General features: G+C 72.4%; 16 protein-coding genes. 11 read left to right on the forward strand and 5 right to left on the reverse strand.

The genetic code is table 11. The features are described 5' to 3' along the window. Positions 1–51 precede the first annotated feature (51 nt). Both lon and ACIGXM_RS06870 read right to left on the reverse strand, forming a co-directional pair. Complete coding sequence (gene lon, locus ACIGXM_RS06865) at positions 52–2,511, reverse strand: endopeptidase La (RefSeq protein ID WP_396557640.1); 2,460 nt, start codon at positions 2,509–2,511, stop codon at positions 52–54. A 144-nt stretch (positions 2,512–2,655) separates the two neighbouring features. After that, positions 2,656–3,405, reverse strand: coding sequence for a rhomboid-like protein (locus ACIGXM_RS06870; protein WP_396557642.1), 750 nt, complete (start codon positions 3,403–3,405; stop codon positions 2,656–2,658). A gap of 548 nt (positions 3,406–3,953) precedes the next feature. On the opposite strand from ACIGXM_RS06870, the gene ACIGXM_RS06875 reads away from it, so the two are divergent. From ACIGXM_RS06875 to ACIGXM_RS06900, 6 genes are all read left to right on the forward strand, one after another. After that, a complete protein-coding gene (locus tag ACIGXM_RS06875) occupies positions 3,954–4,691 on the forward strand; it encodes a response regulator transcription factor (protein ID WP_396557644.1) in 738 nt (245 codons plus the stop codon). A 57-nt stretch (positions 4,692–4,748) separates the two neighbouring features. After that, a complete protein-coding gene (locus ACIGXM_RS06880) occupies positions 4,749–5,906 on the forward strand; it encodes a sensor histidine kinase (RefSeq protein ID WP_396557646.1) in 1,158 nt (385 codons plus the stop codon). A gap of 330 nt (positions 5,907–6,236) precedes the next feature. Continuing rightward, positions 6,237–9,995, forward strand: coding sequence for a multifunctional oxoglutarate decarboxylase/oxoglutarate dehydrogenase thiamine pyrophosphate-binding subunit/dihydrolipoyllysine-residue succinyltransferase subunit (locus ACIGXM_RS06885; protein WP_396557648.1), 3,759 nt, complete (start codon positions 6,237–6,239; stop codon positions 9,993–9,995). Positions 9,996–10,114: 119 nt separating this feature from the next. Then, positions 10,115–10,294, forward strand: coding sequence for a DUF6104 family protein (locus ACIGXM_RS06890; protein ID WP_396558335.1), 180 nt, complete (start codon positions 10,115–10,117; stop codon positions 10,292–10,294). Between the two features lie 187 nt (positions 10,295–10,481). Next, positions 10,482–11,384, forward strand: coding sequence for a DUF4097 family beta strand repeat-containing protein (locus ACIGXM_RS06895; protein ID WP_396557650.1), 903 nt, complete (start codon positions 10,482–10,484; stop codon positions 11,382–11,384). After that, positions 11,381–12,388 (forward strand): helix-turn-helix transcriptional regulator, encoded by a 1,008-nt coding sequence (locus tag ACIGXM_RS06900; RefSeq protein ID WP_396557652.1) that lies wholly within the window; start codon positions 11,381–11,383, stop codon positions 12,386–12,388. Before ACIGXM_RS06895 ends, ACIGXM_RS06900 begins: the two co-directional genes overlap by 4 nt. 44 nt (positions 12,389–12,432) lie before the next feature. Here the strand turns inward: ACIGXM_RS06900 and ACIGXM_RS06905 are convergent, their stop codons facing one another. Continuing rightward, positions 12,433–13,395: a zinc-binding dehydrogenase gene (locus ACIGXM_RS06905; RefSeq protein ID WP_396557654.1), complete on the reverse strand. Its 963-nt coding sequence runs from the start codon at positions 13,393–13,395 to the stop codon at positions 12,433–12,435. Between the two features lie 87 nt (positions 13,396–13,482). Then, the gene (locus tag ACIGXM_RS06910; RefSeq protein WP_396557656.1) at positions 13,483–14,679 is read right to left on the reverse strand and encodes an NADP-dependent malic enzyme; all 1,197 of its coding nucleotides are present in this window, start codon (positions 14,677–14,679) and stop codon (positions 13,483–13,485) included. 704 nt (positions 14,680–15,383) lie between these two features. Between ACIGXM_RS06910 and ACIGXM_RS06915 the strand changes: the two genes are divergently transcribed. Beyond that, a complete protein-coding gene (locus ACIGXM_RS06915; RefSeq protein ID WP_396557658.1) occupies positions 15,384–15,989 on the forward strand; it encodes a CGNR zinc finger domain-containing protein in 606 nt (201 codons plus the stop codon). Here ACIGXM_RS06915 and sodX read toward each other — a convergent pair. Continuing rightward, a complete protein-coding gene (gene sodX / locus ACIGXM_RS06920; protein WP_396558337.1) occupies positions 15,973–16,461 on the reverse strand; it encodes a nickel-type superoxide dismutase maturation protease in 489 nt (162 codons plus the stop codon). The genes ACIGXM_RS06915 and sodX overlap by 17 nt on opposite strands. A gap of 179 nt (positions 16,462–16,640) precedes the next feature. Here sodX and sodN point away from each other — a divergent pair, with 179 nt between their 5' ends. The 4 genes from sodN to ACIGXM_RS06940 all read left to right on the forward strand — a co-directional run bounded on the left by sodN (position 16,641) and on the right by ACIGXM_RS06940 (position 19,620). Further along, a complete protein-coding gene (sodN, locus tag ACIGXM_RS06925; RefSeq protein WP_396557660.1) occupies positions 16,641–17,036 on the forward strand; it encodes a superoxide dismutase, Ni in 396 nt (131 codons plus the stop codon). Between the two features lie 75 nt (positions 17,037–17,111). Further along, a complete protein-coding gene (locus ACIGXM_RS06930; protein WP_396557662.1) occupies positions 17,112–17,588 on the forward strand; it encodes a GNAT family N-acetyltransferase in 477 nt (158 codons plus the stop codon). A gap of 280 nt (positions 17,589–17,868) precedes the next feature. Next, the gene (locus ACIGXM_RS06935) at positions 17,869–18,291 is read left to right on the forward strand and encodes an anti-sigma regulatory factor (protein WP_396557664.1); all 423 of its coding nucleotides are present in this window, start codon (positions 17,869–17,871) and stop codon (positions 18,289–18,291) included. 411 nt (positions 18,292–18,702) lie between these two features. Further along, complete coding sequence (locus ACIGXM_RS06940; RefSeq protein ID WP_396558339.1) at positions 18,703–19,620, forward strand: RNA polymerase sigma factor SigF; 918 nt, start codon at positions 18,703–18,705, stop codon at positions 19,618–19,620. The last annotated feature ends 11 nt before the right edge of the window (positions 19,621–19,631 follow it).

Here is a 19,631-nt window from a genome sequence, read left to right on the forward strand (position 1 = left end):
GAGCGCCCGAGGGGTTCGGCTCGTTGCCTCGGGCGCTCCGGCGGCGGTCCGCTACGCGGCCGTGGCCACCATGACCTCGGCCGGCTCGAGGGCCAGCCGCAGCACCTCGCGGACGTCGGCGACCGGGTGGACGGTCAGGCGGTCCAGGACCTCGGCGGGGACGTCGTCCAGGTCGGGCTCGTTGCGCTTGGGGATGATCACCGTGGTGACCCCGGCGCGGTCGGCGGCGAGCAGCTTCTGCTTCACCCCGCCGATCGGCAGCACCCGGCCGGTCAGCGAGACCTCGCCGGTCATCGCCACGTCCGGGCGCACCCGGCGACCGGAGAGCAGCGAGGCCAGCGCCGTGGTCATGGTGATCCCCGCGCTCGGGCCGTCCTTGGGGACGGCGCCGGCCGGCACGTGCAGGTGGATGCCGCGCTCCCGCAGCCCGGTCACCGGCAGCTCCAGCTCGGCGCCGCGCGAGCGCAGGTAGGAGAGCGCGATGTGCGCGGACTCCTTCATCACGTCGCCCAGCTGGCCGGTCAGGGTCAGCCCGCTGCTGCCGGTCTCGGCGTCGGCCAGCGAGGCCTCGACGTAGAGCACGTCGCCGCCGGCGCCGGTGACCGCCAGCCCGGTGGCCACCCCGGGGACGGCGGTGCGCCGCTCGGTCGGCGCCTGCGCGGCCTCCGGCACGTGGTGCGGCCGGCCGATCAGCCCGCGCAGTTCCTCGGCGCCGATCGCCACCGGCAGCTCCCGCTCGCCCAGCTCGCTCTGCGCGGCGACCTTGCGCAGGATCCGGGCGACCGCCCGTTCCAGGTTCCGGACGCCGGCCTCCCGGGTGTACTCGCCGGCCAGCCTGCGCAGCGCGTCCTCCCCGACCGTGACGTCCTCGACGCCCAGGCCGGCCCGCTCCAGCTGGCGCGGCAGCAGGTGGTCACGGGCGATCACGACCTTCTCGTCCTCGGTGTAGCCGTCCAGCCGGACCAGCTCCATCCGGTCCAGCAGCGGCTCCGGGATCGCCTCCAGCACGTTGGCGGTGGCCAGGAAGACCACGTCCGAGAGGTCCAGCTCGACCTCCAGGTAGTGGTCCCGGAAGGTGTGGTTCTGCGCCGGGTCCAGCACCTCGAGCAGGGCCGCCGCCGGGTCGCCGCGGTAGTCCGAGCCGACCTTGTCGATCTCGTCGAGCAGCACCACCGGGTTCATCGACCCGGCCTCCTTGATCGCCCGGACGATCCGGCCGGGCAGCGCGCCCACGTAGGTACGCCGGTGGCCGCGGATCTCCGCCTCGTCCCGGACCCCGCCGAGCGCCACCCGCACGAAGTCGCGGCCCATCGCCCGGGCCACCGACTCGCCGAGCGAGGTCTTGCCCACGCCGGGCGGCCCGACCAGGGCCAGCACCGCGCCGCCCGCCCGGCGCCCACCGCCCTGGACCGAGGCGCCGGGCACGGCCGCTCCGGTCCCACCGCCGCCGGCCGTGCCGAGCCCCTGGTCGGCCCGCCGCTTGCGGACCGCCAGGTACTCCACGATCCGGTCCTTCACGTCGGCCAGGCCGAAGTGGTCGGCGTCCAGCACCGCGCGGGCACCGGCGATGTCGTAGGTGTCCTCGCTGCGCCTGTTCCAGGGCAGCTCCAGCACGGTGTCCAGCCAGGTGCGGATCCAGCTGCCCTCCGGCGACTGGTCGGAGGAGCGCTCCAACTTCTCGACCTCCTTGAGCGCGGCCTCGCGGACCTTCTCGGGCAGGTCCGCGGCCTCCACCCGGGCCCGGTAGTCGCCCTCCTCGTCGGCCGGCTCGCCGTTCAGCTCGGCCAGCTCCTTGCGGACCGCCTCCAGCTGGCGGCGCAGCAGGAACTCCTTCTGCTGCTTGGCCACGCCCTCCTCGACGTCCTTGCGGATGGTGTCGTTGACCTCCTCCTCGGCGAGGTGGTCGCGCAGCAGCTGCAGGGCGAACTCCAGCCGGGCGGTCTGGTCGGCCTCCAACAGCACCTTGAGCTTCTGCTCGGCGGTGGCGAACGGCGCGTAGCCGATGTTGTCGGCCAGCTCGCCGACCCCCTCGATCTGTGCCACCCGGTCGACCACCTGCCAGGCGCCGCGCTTGCGCAGCCACTGCGCGGAGAGCGCCTTGTACTCCTTGACCAGCTCGGCCGTCCGGCCCGGCAGCGGCTGCGACACGACGGACTCGCGGAACGGGACGGTCTCCACCCAGAGCGCGGCGCCCGGGCCGGTCGTCCCGGAGCCGATCCGCACCCGGTGCACCGCGCGCACCAGTGCGGCCGGATCGCCGTCGGCCAGCCGGCCGACCTGCTCGACGGTGGCCAGCGTGCCGACCGCGCCGTACGAGCCGTCCAGCCGGGGAACCAGCAGCACCTGCGGCTTCCCCCCGTCCACCGACATCCGCGCGGCGGCCCGGGCGGCCTCGACGGCGGCACGCACCTCGGTGTCGGACAGGTCCAGCGGCACCACCATGCCCGGCAGGACCACCTCGTCGTCGAGCGGCAGCACGGGCAGGGTGAGCGAAGCGGACGTCGATGCCATGATCTCTCCCCAGTCAGCGAACTTGAGTCGATCTGACTAAGGCCGGGGTGCCCGAGGATGTTCCCCGACGCTTGTTCGCCCTGAGCGATCAGCCCGGGACGCCCCGGAAGCGGGGAGAAGAAGGGGGGAGGAAAAGAGAGCGGGCTACACCCGGTCGAGGGCGGGCCGGGGCAGCGGACCGCGCAGCGGCCGACGACCGCGAGGGCGCCGCGGCCGGCGGATCGGCCCCCAGAGCGCGATGCCCACCAGCAGCGCGGTGGGGTGCCCGATCGCGGTGACCAGATCCTGGTCGCTCAGGATCTGGTGCGCGACCAGCAGGAAGGCCCCGACCAGCGCGGCGATCCGTCCCCGGACCGGCAGCAGCCCACTGAACGCGCCCAGGCAGCACAGCACCCCGTAGCTGACCCCGATGTCCAGCTCGTCCAGGGCGCTCGCGCCGAGGTGTCCGGTGGCCACCGCCACCGCCACCACGGCCTGCGAGAGCAGCGTGCCGACGACGTGCCCGGCGGCGAAGACCCCGATGGCCCGCAGCGAGCCGATCCGGCGCTCCAGCGGCGCCACGGTGAAGGCGAAGGCCCAGAGGTAGGGCATCCAGACCGGCCCGGCCACCCAGAGCCCGCTCATCAGCAGCGAGCGCAGCGGCGTGTGCAGCAGGTGGTGCCCGTCGGTGCTGGACATGGTCTGCAGCTGGTGCACCAGGACGGGGTCGCCGAAGTGCGCGAAGAGCGTGGTGCCGGCCAGCACGACCAGGTAGAGCAGCGCGAAGGGGTTGCGCCGGGGCGTCGGCACCCGTGCCAGCACCCAGAACAGCGGGCCGCTGCGCAGGCCGAGCCGCAGCGCCGCGTAGGGAGCCGCCGTCGGGCGGTCTCCGGCCTCGTCCGCCGGCTGTGCCATCGCGCCTCCGTTCCGTCCGACCGCTCGCGCCCCCGCCAGCCACGCGGGGCGCGCCGTTGGACGACAACCGATCCCACCCACCGTACGGCGCGCATCTGAAAACCAGCTGAGGATCCGGCCCGCCCTGCTCCGAGCGGGAGTTCGGGATCCGGTCCGTACCAACCCCCGGCGCCGGGAGCTCGCTGGGAACTCGCTGGGAGCCCGCCGGGAAAGCACCCCACATCGTGGAGTCTGCCATCCCCGAAGCAGATACACACCGTTACGGCAGATCGACATCGCCGGGTAAGGTAGCGGCCCGTGCCCGTCCCCGGGGTGCGGCCCTGGGCCTGTGCGCCCGCAAATCCACGGTCCGCCTACCGGGGTGCACCTGCTGTCCGTACGCTGCGAAGTGAGCGCGCGGGACCGGCGGTTGGGAAGCCACCGGTCCGGCCGAGCGGCACGGCGGCAGGAGCGGCCAGGTCCGGGCACGGAAAACGACGGAACAAGACTACGAGCGGCGTCCCGCCACCCCCACAGGTGGCCGGCCCGCAGGCCCTGGGGGCGGTGGCGTGACCGTGACAGAAATTCAACAGGACACCAGTGGTACTGGTGTGATCGCCCAACGACGCGTGCTCGTCGTCGAGGACGAGCCCACCATCGCCGAGTCCATCGCCGCCCGCCTGGGCGCCGAGGGCTTCAAGGTGGCCGTGGCGCACGACGGCCCCGGTGCGGTGGACGGCTTCCACACCTGGCAGCCCGACCTCGTGGTGCTCGACATCATGCTGCCCGGCTTCGACGGGCTGGAGGTCTGCCGCCGGATCCAGGCCCAGCGCCCGGTCCCGGTGCTGATGCTGACCGCCCGCGACGACGAGACGGACCTGCTGGTCGGCCTCGGCGTGGGCGCCGACGACTACATGACCAAGCCGTTCTCGATGCGCGAGCTGGCGGCCCGGGTGAACGTGCTGCTGCGCCGGGTCGAGCGCGCCCAGCAGGCCGCCCGGACCCCCGCGCTCGGCTCGCTGCGCTTCGGCGAGCTGGAGATCGACCACGTCCAGCGCCGGGTCCGGCTGGCCTCCGGGGACGTCCACCTGACGCCCACCGAGTTCGACCTGCTCGCCTGCCTGGCCGCCCAGCCGCGCGCCGTGCTCACCCGCGAGCAGCTGCTCTCCGAGGTCTGGGACTGGACCGACGCCTCCGGCACCCGGACCGTCGACAGCCACGTCAAGGCGCTGCGCCGGAAGATCGGCGCGACCTGGATCCGCACCGTGCACGGGGTCGGCTACGCGCTGGAGGCCCCGGTGTCCTGAGCGACACGCAACCGGCGGGGGCCACGGGGGCAGAGACGTACGGGGACCACAGCACCGATGAACACCGCTGCACAGGCGCACACCGAACCCGGCGCGGCGCCACGCCGCGCGCTGCTCACCCGTGCCGCCGAACGGGCCTGGCGGGAGATCCGGCCCTTCGACCCGGTGCGTTCGATCAAGGGCAAGCTGGCCCTGCTGGTCGTGGTCTCGGTCGTGCTCGCCTCCGGGATGATGGTGATCGCGGTCCGCTCGGAGACCCAGATCCGGGTGATCATGACCTTCTCCATGATCGCCTCCCTGCTCTTCATGCAGCTCCTGGCGCACACCCTCACCGCGCCGCTGCGCGAGATGACGGCCGCCTCCCGGGCGATGGCCGCCGGTGACTACAGCCGGCGGGTCCGCACCTCCTCGCGCGACGAGATCGGCGAGCTGGCCGCGGCCTTCAACAAGATGGCCGCCGACCTGGAGGCCGCCGACCGGCACCGCCGGGAGCTGGTGGCCAACGTCTCGCACGAGCTGCGCACCCCGATCGCCGCGCTGCAGGCGGTGCTGGAGAACGTGGTCGACGGCGTGGTGCAGCCGGACCACGCCAACCTGGGCGCGGCGCTGGAACAGACCGAGCGGCTCGGCCGGCTGGTCGCCCACCTGCTGGACCTCTCCAAGCTGGACGACGGGGTGGTGCCGCTGGACGTCCGCGAGTTCGAGGTCCGGCCGTTCCTGGCCGGCGTGCTGCGCGGTCTGACGGTGGACGGCGCCACGGCCGGCGGCGCCTGGAGCCGCCGGGGCGACCTGCGCCTGGAGCTGGACGTCGAGCCGGCCGGCCTGACCGGGCTGGCCGACCCCGAGCGGCTGCACCAGGTGGTGGCGAACCTGGTGGACAACGCCTGCAAGCACTCCCCGTCCGGCGGCGTGGTGACGGTACGGGCCCGGGCGGGCGGCCGGGAGCCGCAGGAGCTGGTGCTGGAGGTCGAGGACCAGGGTCCGGGCATCCCGGAGCAGGACCGCACCCGGGTCTTCGACCGGTTCAGCCGGGCCGGCGCGCCGACCGCCCAGGGTCCGGGCAGCGACGGCGGCACCGGACTGGGCCTGGCCATCGCCCGCTGGGCGGTCGATCTGCACGGCGGACGGATCCAGGTGGCGGACGGCTCGCAGGGCTGCCTGATCAGGGTCGCGCTCCCCGGCGCCACGCCGCTGATCCCGCGCCCCCGACTGTGATCCACCGCACCCACCTGCGGAGATCTGTCCAGCCGGGCCAGCTTTGTCACCGAACTGGGACATTCCGGCGATCGACAGGCCGAGATGGCCAAACCTGGTCAATCCGGCAGAGGTTTGTCCGGTTTAGGGTGGTTTTGAGGCCCGAGCAAGGCCGCCCATTTCCCCCCACAGACCGTCTTGTAACGCAAACTTTCGGCCAATGTGGCCTAGCACACTGTGATCTGGGCGACGCAGGGCCTTCGGGGACTGCGCGATCATCGGTCAGGGGCGTAGCCTTAATCCCCGCTGTCCACACATCCCAAAAGGAAGCGGAAGAGGGCGGTTGCCGCCGTGTCGCCACACCCTGAAACCCCCAGCAGCTCGGCAAGTCCCACTGGCTTCGGCCCCAACGAGTGGCTCGTCGACGAGATCTACCAGCAGTACCTCCAGGATCCCAACTCGGTCGACCGAGCCTGGTGGGACTTTTTCGCCGACTACAAGCCCGGTACCGAGGTGACCCCAGTGACCCAGGCCGCGACCCCGGTCGGCCCCACGCCGACCACCGTTGCCGCCCCTGCCCCTGCTGCAGCTCCGGTGGCGCCTGCCCCCGCCGCCGCCCCGGTGGCCGCCGCGCCCAGCGCGCCGGCGCCCGCCGCCGCGCCGCTGGCAGCCGCCCCCGCCGCGCCGCCGGCTCCGAAGGCCGTCGTCGAGGCCGCTGCGGCCGCCGAGGCCGCAGCCGCGCCCGCCGGCCCCGAGCTGGTCGTGCTGCGCGGCCCGGCGAAGGCCGTGGCGACCAACATGGACGCCTCGCTGGAGGTGCCGACCGCGACCTCGGTGCGCGCCGTTCCGGCCAAGTTGCTGATCGACAACCGCATCGTCATCAACAACCACCTGCAGCGCGCCCGCGGCGGCAAGGTCTCCTTCACCCACCTGATCGGCTACGCGCTGGTGCAGGCCCTGAAGGCGTACCCGGGCATGAACCACAGCTACCAGGTCAAGGACGGCAAGTCCTACCTGGTGAAGCCGGAGCACATCAACCTCGGTCTGGCCATCGACCTGGTCAAGCCGAACGGCGAGCGCCAGCTGGTCGTCGCGGCCATCAAGAAGGCCGAGACGATGGACTTCTTCGGCTTCTGGCAGGCCTACGAGGACATCGTCCGCCGGGCCCGCGCCAACAAGCTGACCATGGACGACTTCACCGGCGTCACGGTCTCGCTGACCAACCCGGGCGGCATCGGCACCGTGCACTCGGTGCCCCGCCTGATGCAGGGTCAGGGCACCATCGTCGGCGTCGGCGCGATGGAGTACCCGGCCGAGTTCCAGGGCTCCTCCCCGGAGACGCTGGCCCGGCTCGGCGTCTCCAAGATCATGACGCTGACCTCGACCTACGACCACCGGGTCATCCAGGGCGCCGGCTCCGGCGAGTTCCTGCGCGCGATCCACCAGCTGCTGCTGGGCGAGCACGGCTTCTACGACGAGGTCTTCGAGTCGCTGCGGATCCCGTACGAGCCGGTCCGCTGGGCCACCGACGTGGCCGCCACCCACGACGACGAGGTCAACAAGACCGCGCGCGTCATGGAGCTGATCCACTCCTACCGGGTCCGCGGTCACCTGATGGCCGACACCGACCCGCTGGAGTACAAGCAGCGCAAGCACCCCGACCTGGACGTCGTGGAGCACGGCCTCACCCTCTGGGACCTGGAGCGGGAGTTCGCCGTCGGCGGCTTCGGCGGCCAGAAGATGATGAAGCTGCGCGACATCCTCGGCCTGCTCCGCGGCAGCTACTGCCGCACGGTCGGCATCGAGTACATGCACATCCAGGACCCGAAGCAGCGCAAGTGGCTGCAGGAGCGCCTGGAGAAGCCGTACACCAAGCCGGAGCGCGAGGAGCAGCTGCGCATCCTGCGCCGGCTGAACTCGGCCGAGGCCTTCGAGACCTTCCTGCAGACCAAGTACGTCGGGCAGAAGCGCTTCTCGCTGGAGGGCGGCGAGTCGCTGATCCCGCTGCTGGACGCGACCATCGACGCCGCCGCCGAGCACCGCCTCGACGAGGCCGTCATCGGCATGGCCCACCGCGGCCGCCTCAACGTGCTGGCCAACATCGTCGGCAAGCCGTACGGCAAGATCTTCGGCGAGTTCGAGGGCAACCTGGACCCGAAGTCGATGCACGGCTCCGGCGACGTCAAGTACCACCTGGGCTCCGAGGGCACCTTCACCGGCCTGGACGGCGAGACCATCAAGGTGTCGCTGGCCGCCAACCCGTCCCACCTGGAGACGGTCGACCCGATCGTCGAGGGCATCTCCCGCGCCAAGCAGGACATCCTGGACCAGGGCGGCACGTCCTTCCCGGTGCTGCCGATCCAGATCCACGGCGACGCGGCCTTCGCCGGCCAGGGCGTGGTCGCGGAGACCCTGAACATGTCGCAGCTGCGCGGCTACCGCACCGGCGGCACCGTGCACATCGTGGTGAACAACCAGGTCGGCTTCACCGCCGCCCCGGCCAGCAGCCGCTCCTCGATGTACTGCACCGACGTGGCCCGGATGATCGAGGCCCCGATCTTCCACGTGAACGGTGACGACCCGGAGGCCGTGGTCCGCGTCGCGCGGCTCGCCTTCGAGTTCCGCCAGACGTTCCACAAGGACGTCGTGATCGACCTCATCTGCTACCGCCGCCGCGGTCACAACGAGGCCGACAACCCGTCGTTCACCCAGCCGCTGATGTACGACCTGATCGACAAGAAGCGCTCGGTGCGCAAGCTCTACACCGAGGGCCTGATCGGTCGCGGCGACATCACCATGGAAGAGGCGGAGCAGGCGCTCCAGGACTTCCAGGGCCAGCTGGAGAAGGTCTTCGCCGAGGTCCGCGACGCGGCCTCGACGCAGGCCGCCGCCCCGGATGCGGTCTCGGCCGCCGACTTCCCGGTCAACGTCCAGACCGGCATCTCCCAGGAGATGGTGAAGCGGATCGCCGCCTCGCAGGTCAACCTGCCGGAGTGGCTGACCGTGCACCCGCGTCTGCTGCCGCAGCTGCAGCGCCGCGCCGCCTCGATCGAGGACGGCACCATCGACTGGGCCACCGGCGAGACGCTCGCCATCGGCTCGCTGCTGATGGAGGGCCACCCGGTCCGGCTGGCCGGCCAGGACAGCCGCCGCGGCACCTTCGGCCAGCGCCACGCGGTGCTGATCGACCGGCAGACCGGCGAGGACTACACCCCGCTGCTCTACCTGACCGAGGACCAGGCCCGCTACACCGTCTACGACAGCCTGCTGTCGGAGTACGCGGCGATGGGCTTCGAGTACGGCTACTCGCTGACCCGCCCGAACGCGCTGGTCATGTGGGAGGCGCAGTTCGGCGACTTCGTCAACGGCGCGCAGACCGTGGTCGACGAGTACATCGCCTCGGCCGAGCAGAAGTGGGGCCAGCACTCCGGCGTCACCCTGCTGCTGCCGCACGGCTACGAGGGCCAGGGACCGGACCACTCGTCCGCCCGCCCGGAGCGCTTCCTCCAGCTGTGCGCGCAGAACAACATGACGGTCGCCATGCCGACCCTGCCGTCGAACTACTTCCACCTGCTGCGCTGGCAGGTGCACAACCCGCACCACAAGCCGCTGGTCGTCTTCACCCCGAAGTCGATGCTGCGTCTGAAGGCCGCGGCCAGCTCGGCGGAGGAGTTCACCTCCGGCTCGTTCCGCCCGGTGATCGGCGACGACTCGGTCGACCCGGCCCAGGTCCGCAAGGTGGTCATCACCGCCGGCAAGTTCTACTACGACCTGGCGGCGGCCCGTACCGAGCGCGGCGTCACCGACACCGCGATCGTCCGGGTCGAGCGGCTCTACCCGCTGCCGGTGGCCGAGCTGCAGGAGGAGCTGGGCCGCTACGGCGACGACGTCCAGTTCGTCTGGGCCCAGGAGGAGCCGGCCAACCAGGGTGCCTGGCCGTTCATCGCGATGAACCTGGTCGACCACCTGGACGTGGTGATCGGCCGCAAGGCCGACGGCAGCCGGCTGCGCCGGGTGGCCCGGCCGTCGTCCTCGGCGCCCGCGGTCGGCTCGGCCAAGCGGCACGCCGCCGAGCAGCAGCAGCTGATCGAGGACGTCTTCTCGCTCTGACCGCTCTGACGCCAGTGCGCGTGACGGGCCCGGTCTCCAGCCACACGGAGGCCGGGCCCGTCGGCGTCCGGGCCCGCACTATCCTGACCCCGAAGATCCCCACCCGACCGGAGCACACCGTGTACTTCACCGACCGCGGCATCGAGGAGCTGGAGAGCCGGCGCGGCGACGAGGAGGTCACCTTCGAGTGGCTGGCCGAGCGCCTGCGCGAGTTCGTCGACCTCAACCCCGACTTCGAGATCCCCGTCGAACGACTGGCCACCTGGCTGGCCCGGCTGGACGACGAGGACGACGCGTAGGGCCGCGCGAAGGGGCCCCGGGTGGCATCAGCCGCCCGGGGCCCCTTCGTATCTCGGCGCACGGAGGCCCTTGACTTCCGCGCTACGCGATATATCGTGTTATTCGGAAGACGCGATACATCGCGACTCGCCGGATCGTCGCCCCTCCAGGGTACGACGGCGGCGGCCGAACGGGAGGACGAACACCATGAGCCAGTGGACAGTCGAGGAACCGCAGCGGATCGCCATCGAGGAGCCGGTCCGCGGTCTGCAGGTGCGCATCATCGGAGGCGCCGTCAACGTCGTCGCCGCCGAGGGCCCGGCCCGACTGGAGGTGACCGAGCTGGAGGGCGAGCCGCTCCAGGTCTCCCTGGTCGACGGCGTGCTGACGGTCAGCTACCCCAACCTCGACTGGGCCGAGTTCGGCGAGAAGGTCAAGTCGGTCGACGCGATGAAGGGCTTCATCGGCTCGCTGCGCCGCAAGCGCCGCGCGGTGGTCTCACTGACCGTGCCGGCCGCCACCGAGGTCAAGCTCGGCACGATCACCGCCGCCGCCACCGTCTCCGGGGTGACCGGCGGCACCACCGTCTGGGGCGTGGCCGGCGAGGCCACCCTGGTGGAGCTGGCCGGCCGGACCGAGGCCAAGACGGTCTCCGGCGACGTGAACGCCCAGTCGGTCGCCGACGAACTGCGGGTGAACTCCCTCTCCGGCGAGCTGACCGTCATCTCCGGCACTGCCGCCACCCTGCACGCCAACACCGTCAGCGGCGCCGTCACGCTCGACCTGGACGGCACCACCCCGGCCGACATCAAGGTCAACACGGTCAGCGGCGACGTCGCCGTCCGACTGCCGCGGCCCGCCGACACCACCGTCGAGGCCGGCAGCACCAACGGCCAGTTCTCCAACGCCTTCGACGAGTTGACGCTCGGTGGCACCTGGGGTGCCAAGAAGCTCAGCGGCAAGCTGGGCGCGGGCACCGGCAGGCTCCAGGTCACCACGGTCTCCGGGGCGATCTCGCTGCTCAGCCGCCCCGAGCCGGAGGACGACCTGCCGAGCCTGGTCAAGGAACTGCCCGCGACCCCCACCGAGACCCCCGAGGACCAGGCATGAGCACCGTCTTCGCCCACGGCCGGCTCCGGCTCTACCTGTTGAAGCTGCTGGACGAGTCACCGCGGCACGGTTACGAGGTGATCCGGCTGCTGGAGGAGCGGTTCCACGGCCTGTACGCGCCGTCCGCCGGCACGGTCTACCCGCGGCTCGCCAAGCTGGAGAAGGAGGGCCTGGTCGAGCACTCCACCGAGGGCGGCCGCAAGGTCTACCGGATCACCGAGGCCGGTCGCACCGAACTGACGGCCCGGCAGGACGACTTGGCGGAGCTGGAGGTGGAGATCCGGGACTCGGTGGCCCAGTTGGCCGGCGCGATCCGCGAGGACGTCCGGGACTCCGCCAAGGACCTCCGCGACGAGCTGCGGGACGCCGCCCGCAGCGCCCGCCGGCCCACCCCCGCGGCCGGCGAGGCCGCCGGCGGCGCCGGTCGGGCCGGCGAGGCGGCCTGGCAGCGCACCCGCGAGGAGTACGCCGAGTTCAAGGCCCAGGCCAAGCGGGCCAAGGAGCAGGAGCGGCAGGCCAAGGAGCAGGCCAAGCGGGCCAAGGAGGAGGCCCGCAAGGCCCGGGAGCAGTCGCAGGCGGTCCGCCAGGCGGCGCAGCAGGAGGCGCTGCGGATCAAGCGGCGGGTCGAGCAGCAGGTGCGCGAGCACGTCAGCAAGGGCGACTGGCCGAGCGGGCTGGCCGAGGGCTTCTCCGAGCTGACCCGGGGGCTGGCCGGCCTGGCCGACCCGTCCCGCTGGGACGCCTCGGGCGGCTCGGCGGCGCAGAGCGAGAAGATCACCGTCACCCGGGTCGACCTCGGCGAGGACGGCCCGACCGACCTGCCGGACTGGGCCCGCACCGACCCGGCCGGCGAGCCGGCCCGCGAGCTGGAGCGGCTGCTCGACCGGTTCCGTGACCAGGTCCGCGACGCGGCCCGGGACGGCGGAGTGGACCGCGAGCGGCTGGCCGAGGCGCGGACCGTACTGGCCTCGGCCGGCGAGCGGCTGCGCCGCCTGCTGGGCTGAGCCGACCCTGGTGGGCGCTCCCGCGCGGGAGCGCCCACCAGGGATCACGGCGTCAGCACGATCTTGCCGAAGACGTCGCCCTTGGCCAGCCGCTCGAAGCCGGCGCGCGCCTCGGCCAGCGGCAGCACCGAGTCGATCACCGGGCGCACGCCGGCGTGCGCACAGAGCGCGAGCAGTCCGGCCAGCTCCTCCTTGGTCCCCATGGTCGAGCCGACCACCTTGAGCTCCAGGAAGAAGATCCGGTTCAGCTCGGCCGCCTTCGGGTTCGGCCCGGAGGTGGCGCCGGAGATCACGATCGTGCCGCCCGGCCGCAGCGACTTCACGGAGTGCGACCAGGTCGCCGCGCCGACCGTCTCCATCACCGCGTCGACCCGCTCCGGCAGCCGGGCGCCGCTCTCGAAGGCCGCGTCCGCGCCGAGCCCGATCGCCCGGTCCCGCTTGGCCTCGTCCCGTCCGGTGACCCAGACCCGCAGGCCGGCCGCCTTGCCGAGGACGATCAGCGCGGTGGCCACCCCGCCGCCGGCGCCCTGCACCAGCACGGTGTCGCCGGGCCTGACCCCGGCGTTGGTGAAGAGCATCCGATAGGCCGTCAACCAGGCGGTGGGCAGGCAGGCGGCCTGCTCGAAGGAGAGCTCGGCGGGCTTGGGCAGCAGGTTCCAGGTCGGCACCGCCACCCGCTGCGCGAAGGTGCCCTGGTAACGCTCGGTCAGCAGGGAGCGCTGCTCGGTCGGACCGACCCCGTGGCCGCTCTGGCCGATCACCGAGTGGATCACCACCTCGTTGCCCTGCTCGTCGACCCCGGCCGCGTCGCAGCCCAGGATCATCGGCAGCCGCTCGGCGGGCAGGCCCACCCCGCGCAACGACCAGAGGTCGTGGTGGTTGAGCGTGGCGGCCCGGACGGTCACCACGCTCCAGCCCGGCCGGGCCTCCGGCTCGGGCAACTCGCCCAGCTCCAGGGCGCTGAGGGGGTCGTCGGCGTCGATGCGTGCGGCGTAGGCGGCGAACATGGACCGGACACTAGCGCCGATCGGTGCGGGCCCGGAACAGCGAGCGGGTGTGACCTCCACCGCGTGCCCCGGGCCCCTGGCGGACCGTCAGCGTCGGGCGACGCCCTCCCGGCGGGCCGCCTCGGCGACCGCCCTGCTCACCGCCGGGGCGACCCGCGGGTCGAACGGCGAGGGGATCACCCGCTGCGCGCTGAGGTCGTCGGCGACCAGGCCGGCCAGCGCCTCGGCGGCGGCCAGCTTCATCCCCTCGGTGATCCGGGAGGCCCGGACCTGCAGCGCGCCGGCGAAGATGCCGGGGAACGCCAGCACGTTGTTGATCTGGTTCGGGAAGTCCGACCGGCCGGTGGCCACCACGGCCGCGTACTTGTGCGCGACCTCCGGGTGGATCTCCGGGTTGGGGTTGGCCATCGCGAAGATCAGGCAGTCCTTGGCCATGGTGGCCACGGTCTGCTCCGGCACGGTCCCGCCGGAGACGCCGATGAAGACGTCGGCGCCGGCCAGCGCCTCGGCCAGGGTGCCCTTGAGTCCGGTCCGGTTGGTCAGCGCGGCGATCTCGGCCTTGACCTCGGTCAGGTCCGCCCGGCCCTGGTGCACCACGCCGCGTCGGTCGCAGAGCGCGACGTCGCCGATCCCCGCCGCCACCAGCATCTTGGCGATGGCGATCCCGGCCGCGCCGGCCCCGGAGATCACCGCGCGCAGCTCGCCGATCTCCCGGCCGGTCACCTTGGCGCCGTTCCACAGCGCGGCGGTGGTGACGATCGCGGTGCCGTGCTGGTCGTCGTGGAAGACCGGGATGTCCAGGGCCTCCTGGAGCCGGCGCTCGATCTCGAAGCAGCGCGGCGCGGAGATGTCCTCCAGGTTGACGCCGCCGAAGGAGGGCGCCAGCCGGACCACGGTCTCGACGATCTCGTCAACGTCCGTGCAGTCCAGGGCGATCGGGACCGCGTCCACCCCGCCGAACTGCTTGAACAGGATCGCCTTGCCCTCCATCACGGGCAGCGATGCCTGCGGACCGATGTCGCCCAGGCCCAGCACCGCGGTGCCGTCGGTGACCACCGCGACCGTGTTGGCCTTCCAGGTGTAGTCGTTGACCAGTTCGGGCTGCTCGGCGATGGCGGTGCAGACCCGGGCGACCCCCGGCGTGTACGCGAGGGACAGGTCGTCGGCGTCGCGCACGGGCACCGTTGCACGCACCTCCATCTTGCCGCCGCGGTGGAGTGCGAACACGGCGTCGACGGGGTCGTCGGTGTCCTGGGTATGGGGGTTGATGATCTCCGCTGCCACGATGACCTCTTCGTCATGATCAGCGAGGGCGCTCCGGCAGCCGCGCGACCTGCCCGGAGATGCTGAAACCCGGGTCCGCTGGGCGGATCCGGAATCCGGTGGTCGGGCGCGGCAGTCGAACGGGCGCCCTCGGGTGAGGGTTTGGGTGTTCTGCGCTGTGCTCCCGGGCTGAGCCTAGGCCCGCGAAATGGCACCGCACCTGTGCCTTGGGTCCTCGTCACGCACTGTTCACCCCGGACGGCCAATCCCGTCAACGGCGTTTCGGTACGCACGCGCAGGGGTGAACAGCAGGCGGGAGAAGGAGTTGGTGCCCCGGATACGGAGTCGGCGTCGTCGACTTCCGGTCCTGTGCACCCCGGATCTGTCGCGAACCGGCGGCCTGCGTTCGGTGTCGGGGGTCACCCGATAGCAGATTCTGACACACCCGGCGCCCGCCCCGGCAGAGCGGGACGGCAGGATCCGGGTTCCCGCCCCCTACGGCAGGGCCTCGCCGACCGCCGCGCACCCCCACGACCGGATCCTCGCCAAGTGGGACGTGGACAGCGGCGCGGTCCCGGACGCCACGATCAACGGCGGCCTCTGACCCGGTGGTCCGCCGGTGGTCCGCCCCGCACGATCGGGCCGGACCACCGGCGCTGGGTGTTTCCCCGGTCCAGGTAATAGGCTGAAGGCAGCTTGCCCGTTACCGCCCCCGGAGGACCGCCGTGGAGCTCGCCTCGTACGCCGACTACGCCGTCCGGCTGGTGAACAGCGAGGAGCCGGACCGCGGCACCGACACGCTGGTCTCCGCCGAGTCGGTGCGCGCCCTGTTCGGCAGCCCCACCTCGCGCGGCGCCCGACTGGCCGACGAGACCGACCTGCCCCGGCTGCGCGCGGTGCGGACCCGGCTGCGGGCGGTCTTCGAGGCCGCCGCGCAGGGCGAGCAGGTCCGCGCGGTGGACCTGCTCAACAGCCTGCTGGTGGAGTACCCGGTCAGCCCGCTGGTCTCCGGCCACGACTACCTCGACGAGAGCGGCCGACCCCGCTGGCACCTGCACCTGGCCGACAACGCGCCGACCGCCACCGCCAACTTCACCGCGGTGGCCTGCATGGGCCTGGCCATCCACCTCACCGAGCTGGGCGCCGACCGACTCGGCATCTGCCAGGCCGCGCCCTGCCGCAACGCCTACCTGGACACCTCCACCAACCGCTCCCGGCGCTACTGCTCGGACCGCTGTGCCACCCGGGCGAACGTGGCCGCCTACCGGGCCCGCAAGCGCCAGGAGGCGGCCGCGGCGGCGGCCGGCAGCCCGGCTACAGCTCCGCGCTGAGCCCCCGGAACACCCCCAGCCGGGCGGCCAGCCCCGGCACCTTGGCCAGCGGCCAGTGGCAGAGCAGCCGCTCCAGCCAGCCGGCCGGCGCCAGCCAGACCGGGCTCGGCCGCAGCCGCAGCAGCACCCGGCCGAGCACCAGCTCCGCCGGCACCGCGCCGTACTCCCGGCTGTCGTTGCCCAGGAACGGATTGTCCGACAGCAGCCACCAGCCACCAGCCCGCCGCTCGACGGCCCGCTTGACCACCAGCAGGTCCTGCCGCAGCGGATGCCGGACCAGCACCACCGCACCGGGCCGCAGCCGGGCACCGTAGCGGACCACCACCTGGTCGCCGTGGAGCAGCGTGGGGACCATCGAGGGTCCGGCCACGTCGATCAGCCCGAACGGCAGCAGCCCGCCACCGGCGCGTTCCTCCGGCTCCGCAGCCGCACCCGCGCCGTCGTCCGTGCCCCGTCTCCGCCACACCGCCATGGCGCCCACCTCCTGGTCGCACCGCCCGTCGGGGTCAAGCATCGCGCATGGTGAACGCGCGTCCGATATCACCCGGTTCCGACTCCGCCTTTTGCCCTAGGTACCGGTCCCGGCCACGAATCTGAGGCATCGGCGGGGTAGTCTCGGGCGCGGGAAGACGATCACCAGGAAGGACTCCCATGTTCTCTCGTCTGTTTGCTCCGCGAGCCACCGCGCACGCCCACTGCGACCTGCCCTGCGGTGTCTACGACCCCGCCCAGGCCCGCATCGAGGCCGAGTCCGTGAAGGGCACTCAGGAGAAGTACCAGGCCAACGAGGACGCCCACTTCCGCGCCCGCGCCATCATCATCAAGGAGCAGCGCGCCGAGGCCGTCAAGCACCACCTGTCGGTCCTGTGGAGCGACTACTTCAAGGCCCCGCACTTCGAGAAGTACCCGCAGCTGCACCAGCTCTTCAACGAGGCCCTGAAGGCCGCCTCGGCCGCCAAGGCCTCCACCGACCCGGCCACCGGCCAGGCCCTGCTCGACTACATCGCCCAGATCGACAAGATCTTCTGGGAGACCAAGCAGGCCTGATCCGGCCACGCCCGACGCCCTTCACTCGTTCGAGTGAGGGGCGTCCGTCGTCGGCGGCCGCAGTACGCTCGAGGGATGATCCGGCAAGCCGTCGTCGACGACGTCCCCACCATCATCCGGCTGATCCGCGAGCTGGCGGAGTACGAGAAGGCGCTCTCCGAGGCGCGGGCCACCGAGGAGCAGCTGCACACCGCGCTCTTCGGCGAGCACCCCGCGGTGCACGGCCTGATCGCCGAGGACGACAGCACCGGCGAGACCGTCGGCTTCGCCCTCTGGTTCCGCAACTTCTCCACCTGGAACGGCACCCACGGCATCTACCTGGAGGACCTCTACGTCCGCCCCAAGGCCCGCGGCGGCGGCCACGGCAAGGCGCTGCTGACCGAGCTGGCCGGGATCGCCGTGGAGCGCGGCTACCAGCGCTTCGAGTGGTCGGTGCTGGACTGGAACGAGCCCTCGATCGGCTTCTACGAGTCGCTCGGCGCCCGACCGATGGACGAGTGGACCACCTACCGGCTGACCGGGGACGCCCTGCGGCGGCTCGGCACCCGCTGAGCCGTGGCGCCACGGGGTGAGAATGTGGCCGAGGGCCTGCCGATGCTGCGCCGCGCGGCCTACCATGAGTCACCCCCGGCCCGTCCAGGGCCGCGACAGCCGTCCACCGATCGCGGTAACGTCTCGGCCGACGGCTTGCGTCCGGACCCTCCCGACCGGGTAGGAACCGGTACGTACCGCACCACCCCTCAAGACAGTTGGGGCGAAGCAGTTGAGCCAAGCAACAGAACGTGCCGCGGCCCCGGGGTCACAAGCACAGTGCGTCACCCAGGAGGTGAGGGTGTCCCAGATCGACGGCGATCCCGAGGAGCAGTCCGCCAGGGACTTCGTGGAGGTCCGACTGCCCGCGCAGGGGGCCTACCTCTCGGTCCTGCGGACGGCCACGGCCGGGCTCGCGGCCCGGCTGGACTTCACCCTCGACGAGATCGAGGACCTGCGGATCGCGGTGGACGAGGCCTGCGCCATCCTGCTCCAGCAGGCGGTGCCCGGATCCGTGCTGTCCTGCGAGTTCCGGCTGGTCGGCGACGCCCTCCGGGTGACCGTCTCGGCCCCCACCACGGACGGCCGGGCGCCCGAGCGGGACACCTTCGCCTGGACGGTGCTCTCCGCACTGGCCGGCGAGGTGGACTCCTCGGTCGGCGAGGACCGCACGGTCAGCATCAGCCTGCACAAGAAGCGCGGCGGGACGATCGGCCAACCATGAGACCGCGCGCCGGGCCGTCCCCCGCGGCCGGCCCGGCGCGAACCCGCACCGGCGACCGGCCCCTGCCACGCCACGACGGCGTCCGGGGCCCGGTCGCTCCCGTTCAGGGGGCAGGTCGCGGTACAACCAATGTGATGGCCCGGCCGCGACGGCGGTCCGGGTGCTCCCGGAACGGAACGGGGGATCGCCGTGAGTGATCTGGATCGCACTGCAGCCGCCGGGCCCTGGCCCGCCGACGGCCTGCCCATGGGCGAGCTGCCCGCTAGTGACCTGCCCACCGGCGACCTGCCCGCGGGCGCCCGCGCCGCGCACGGATCGGCGGCCGGAAGCCGTACCGTTCCGGCTCAGCCGGGTGGACCCGCCCCACGGGCCGCCTCCCATGACGACGCGCACCCGAAGGACGCCCACCGGATGAGTCAGCCGACCGACCCGACGCCGGAGCCGACGGCAGCCCCGCTGCCGGACCAGGGCCCGGCCGGCCTGCCGGAGGCCGACCAGGCCCCCGGCACGGACCAGGGCGACGCCCTCCGGGCCGCGGTACCCGCCCAGAGCAGCGCGCACCACCGCACCGGCGCCCCGGACCGGGAGGCCGCCCGGGCACTGTTCATCCAGCTCTCCGCACTGCCGGAGGGCTCACCCGAGCGGGTCGAGCTGCGCAACCAGCTGGTCCGGATGCACATCCCGCTGGTCGAACACCTGGCCCGGCGGTTCCGCAACCGCGGAGAGCCGCTGGACGACCTGACCCAGGTCGCCACCATCGGCCTGATCAAGTCGGTGGACCGGTTCGACCACGAGCGCGGCGTCGAGTTCTCCACCTACGCCACGCCGACCATCGTCGGCGAGATCAAGCGGCACTTCCGGGACAAGGGCTGGGCGGTCCGGGTGCCGCGCCGGCTGCAGGAGCTGCGGCTCTCGCTGACCACCGCGACCAGCGAGCTCTCCCAGCGGCACGGCCGCTCCCCCACGGTGCACGAGCTGGCCGAGCACCTCGGGATCTCCGAGGAGGACGTGCTGGAGGGCCTGGAGTCCGCCAACGCCTACAGCACGCTCTCGCTGGACGTGCCGGACAGCGACGACGAGTCGCCGGCGGTGGCGGACACCCTGGGCGCCACCGACGAGGCGCTGGAGGGCGTCGAGTACCGCGAGTCGCTCAAGCCGTTGCTGGCCCAACTCCCGCAGCGCGAGCAGAAGATCCTGGTGCTGCGGTTCTTCCGGAACATGACCCAGTCGCAGATCGCGGCCGAGGTCGGCATCTCCCAGATGCACGTCTCCCGGCTGCTCGCCCGGACCCTCGCCCAGCTGCGCGACAAGCTGCTGGTCGAGGAGTAGTCGCGGCCGGC

Source organism: Kitasatospora sp. NPDC052896 (assembly GCF_044547075.1).
Lineage (GTDB): Bacteria > Actinomycetota > Actinomycetes > Streptomycetales > Streptomycetaceae > Kitasatospora.

Excerpts from the sequence above, each read along its gene's own strand:
- ACIGXM_RS06880 (WP_396557646.1), top strand. The coding sequence starts at position 4,749 with ATGAACACCGCTGCACAGGCGCACACCGAACCCGGCGCGGCGCCACGC.
- lon (WP_396557640.1), bottom strand. The coding sequence starts at position 2,511 with ATGGCATCGACGTCCGCTTCGCTCACCCTGCCCGTGCTGCCGCTCGAC.
- ACIGXM_RS06900 (WP_396557652.1), top strand. The coding sequence starts at position 11,381 with ATGAGCACCGTCTTCGCCCACGGCCGGCTCCGGCTCTACCTGTTGAAG.
- sodX (WP_396558337.1), bottom strand. The coding sequence starts at position 16,461 with ATGGCGGTGTGGCGGAGACGGGGCACGGACGACGGCGCGGGTGCGGCT.
- sodN (WP_396557660.1), top strand. The coding sequence starts at position 16,641 with ATGTTCTCTCGTCTGTTTGCTCCGCGAGCCACCGCGCACGCCCACTGC.
- ACIGXM_RS06895 (WP_396557650.1), top strand. The coding sequence starts at position 10,482 with ATGAGCCAGTGGACAGTCGAGGAACCGCAGCGGATCGCCATCGAGGAG.
- ACIGXM_RS06870 (WP_396557642.1), bottom strand. The coding sequence starts at position 3,405 with ATGGCACAGCCGGCGGACGAGGCCGGAGACCGCCCGACGGCGGCTCCC.
- ACIGXM_RS06930 (WP_396557662.1), top strand. The coding sequence starts at position 17,112 with ATGATCCGGCAAGCCGTCGTCGACGACGTCCCCACCATCATCCGGCTG.
- ACIGXM_RS06905 (WP_396557654.1), bottom strand. The coding sequence starts at position 13,395 with ATGTTCGCCGCCTACGCCGCACGCATCGACGCCGACGACCCCCTCAGC.
- ACIGXM_RS06940 (WP_396558339.1), top strand. The coding sequence starts at position 18,703 with ATGAGTCAGCCGACCGACCCGACGCCGGAGCCGACGGCAGCCCCGCTG.